This is a genomic window from Candidatus Oleimmundimicrobium sp. (assembly GCF_030651595.1).
Taxonomy (GTDB): Bacteria; Actinomycetota; Aquicultoria; order UBA3085; family Oleimmundimicrobiaceae; genus JAUSCH01.
In genome coordinates, this window is record NZ_JAUSCH010000032.1 from 1 (window position 1) to 3,129 (window position 3,129).

The 3,129-nt window shown below is 44.1% G+C and carries 2 protein-coding genes; one reads left to right on the top strand and one right to left on the bottom strand.

What is annotated here, in order from left to right:
* A partial coding sequence (locus tag Q7U95_RS02555; protein ID WP_308751708.1) for a chemotaxis protein CheB occupies positions 1–1,356 on the bottom strand: 1,356 nt, incomplete at its 3' end.
* Between the two features lie 716 nt (positions 1,357–2,072).
* Between Q7U95_RS02555 and Q7U95_RS02560 the strand changes: the two genes are divergently transcribed.
* Positions 2,073–3,129, top strand: a 1,057-nt coding sequence (locus Q7U95_RS02560; protein WP_308751709.1) for a transposase, incomplete at its 3' end; no start/stop codon positions are given.

Here is a 3,129-nt window from a genome sequence, read left to right on the forward strand (position 1 = left end):
ATAGATCAGCAGGTTGCGGCAACTGATCAGATCCAGTTTCGAGAAAGGTGGATCTCTTATCAGGTCCTGCTCGGAGAAGATCATCATATCACGGATTTTTTTATTGATCCGGTAGGTACTGCCATCAGGCCCGACATTAAAGAAGCGTGTCAGGCGATTCGGAGATATGTCGGTTGTAATGCTGTCCGGATAGAGACCAACCCGGGCAGTGGCGATGGCATTACTGTCGATGTCGGTGGCAAAGACCTGGACAGTGCATCCTGCCTTCTGATGTTCTCTGTATTCCTGGATCAACATGGCGATGGAATAGGCTTCCTCGCCGGTTGAGCAGCCTGGCACCCAGACACGGATAGTAGCATCTGCATTCTTGCCGGAGAAGAGATCAGGGATGATCCGCTCCTCAAGCACCTTAAAGGCTTCAGGGTCACGAAAGAAACTGGTCACACCAATTAAGAGGTCACGAAAGAGTGCTTCCACCTCCACCGGAGTCTGTTGAAGGTACTTAAGGTACCCATCTATCGTTTCGATCTGATGGATGGCCATCCTCCTCTCAATGCGACGATTGATGGTGCTCGGTTTATAATTGGAGAAGTCATGCCCCACCTGGGTGCGAAGCAGGATAAATATCTTCCTCAGTGCGTTCTCTACCGCAGGAACCGGGGCAGATTCAGCATTGGAAATGGGCTTTCTGAACGCATTGGAGGCATAGTCGATCAGCTTGGCGGGCATCTCAGCCGGTGGCAGCACAAAGTCCACAAGGCCGGTGGCGATGGCATTGCGTGGCATCCCATCATGCTCGGTGGTTTCGGGGGCCTGGGCCATGACCATACCACCTTCACCCTTGACTGCCCGGACACCCAGAGTACCATCGCTGCCGGTGCCAGAAAGCACGATTGCGATTGCATGGTCACGCTGATCTGTTGCGAGTGACCGGAAGAAGAAGTCGATCGGCAGCCGCTTGCCACGGGGCAGAGAGGGCTCCATCAGTTGGAGTGTGCCGTTTATAAAGGCCATATCGCGGTTTGGAGGGATGATATAGGCGCAGTTTTTTTGGACGACCATGCCATCCTCAACCTCAAAGACCTCCATGCGGGTGTAGCGCCTGATAAGGTCGGTGAGGATGCTTTTATGGTCAGGGGCCAGGTGCTGCACGAGCACAAAGGCCATATCAGGATCAGAATCAGCAGGCATACCTGAGAAGAAGGCCTCAAAAGCTGCCAGACCACCAGCAGAGGCGCCGATACCCACGATAGGGAAATGTGAATCTGTAGGATCAACCCTCTCTCTTACGACATGGGCAGTGAGATCACCTTCTGCTTCAGGGGATTTTCGTTGTATTTGTTTCTTTCGGGTCATATACACACTATTGAAGAGATTGATACAACCGGTACGCCGTACATGCGAGCATACCGCGATATCACTCTCCTCCCCCCTCTTATGGTCATGGGTTTGTACTCTGAGAGATTCGAAGATAACCTTCCTCTCATCTATCCTATCAGCATCCCTCCTCGCGGGAGACAGAGTTTTGGAGATTGCTGTACACGCTTTTGAAGGGTTCAATGATCGTGAAGATTATTTCGAGAGTGGACTTCTTACGTATGATTTTCTCGTAACCTTTACTATATTATTGTTTCGATATTCTCCAGTATACCTATAGTACCCGTAATTTCCCGTCCATTTAATTAAAGCTTTTTAACAAGTTATAATTAGTGAAGAGAGATATAAAAAGGGATCTATCTGAATTAACACAAGATTATCTTTCGGTCCAAACGGTGCGATACAAACCCTGCTGACCGTGTTCCAGAACAGGGTAATGCTTGACGAAGCTGAATAGAAACCGATGCCGGAAAGTATGGGTCGTCAGAAACGAACAGACCTTTCTTTACAAATAAATCGCAAGAAAGCACCTGACTTAAGTCATGGTGATGAATTGCTCTCTTTAGAATATAGAGCGCAAATGCCATTATATATTTATACATCATATATAAGTATAATAGAGTATAATCATTTTCAACTGCAGATACTATAAGTTCCAAATCAATTAAAAAATATATTGAGGCGCAATCCAAACTATGAGATACGTCACCAGATACCGTATATATCCCGATAAGGAGACAGAAAACCGTCTTTTTTCTGCATTTGATAAATGTACGTATGTTCGGAACTGGTGTTTAGATAATAATACATTTAGCGATTCAATTTTGCCGAAACTGAAACAGGAGCATCCAGAATTAAAAGAAGTGCACAGTAAAGTACTTCAGAATATTGCTCATCAAATTTCGTATAATTTAAAAGGTCTTGCTAAATTAAAGGAGAAGGGACGAAAAGTTGGAAAACTCCGTACCAAACGTGTCCATTCTATGATATATGAACAATCCGGTTTTAAAATTTTTGATGGAATGCTTTCGTTAAGCAAAATTGGTGAGATGCCAATTGTTCTATCCCGTCCAATTAGGGGTAAAATCAAACAGATTATTGTTAAACATAACAAAACCCATAAATGGTTTGTATCCATCGTTTCTGAAACATCAGATACTCCGGTCAAAACTACCGGGATACGATGTGTTGGTATCGACTTAAATTTGGATAATTTCTCTACGGATTCAGATGGAAAAGTTGTTGCAAACCCGCGCAAACTTCGTTCAAGTGAGAAACGGCTACGCCGCGCTCAAAGGAAGATGTCAAAGAAAGTCAAAAAAAGTAAGAACAGAAAAAAACAAAGATTCGTGTTAGCTAAATCACATGAACATGTAAAGAATCAGCGTGACGATTTCCTACATAAATGGAGTAGATACTATGTTGATAATTATGATCATATTGTAATGGAAGACCTGAATATTAAAAATATGGTTTCACACAATCTGCGTGGATTAAACAAATCCATCTATGATGCAGGATGGAGACGCGCCCGATATTTCATCACTTACAAGGCTGAAAGTGCTGGTAAGTATGTATATTTCGTCAATCCTGCATATACAAGTCAAGACTGTTTTAATTGTGGGAATCGTGTGAAAAAGACGCTGTCAGACCGTAACCACCACTGTCAGAAATGCGGATATTCAGTATCAAGAGATTTTAATGCATCTCAAAATATCTTAAAAGGAGTTTGTATAGGGTGGGACACACCCG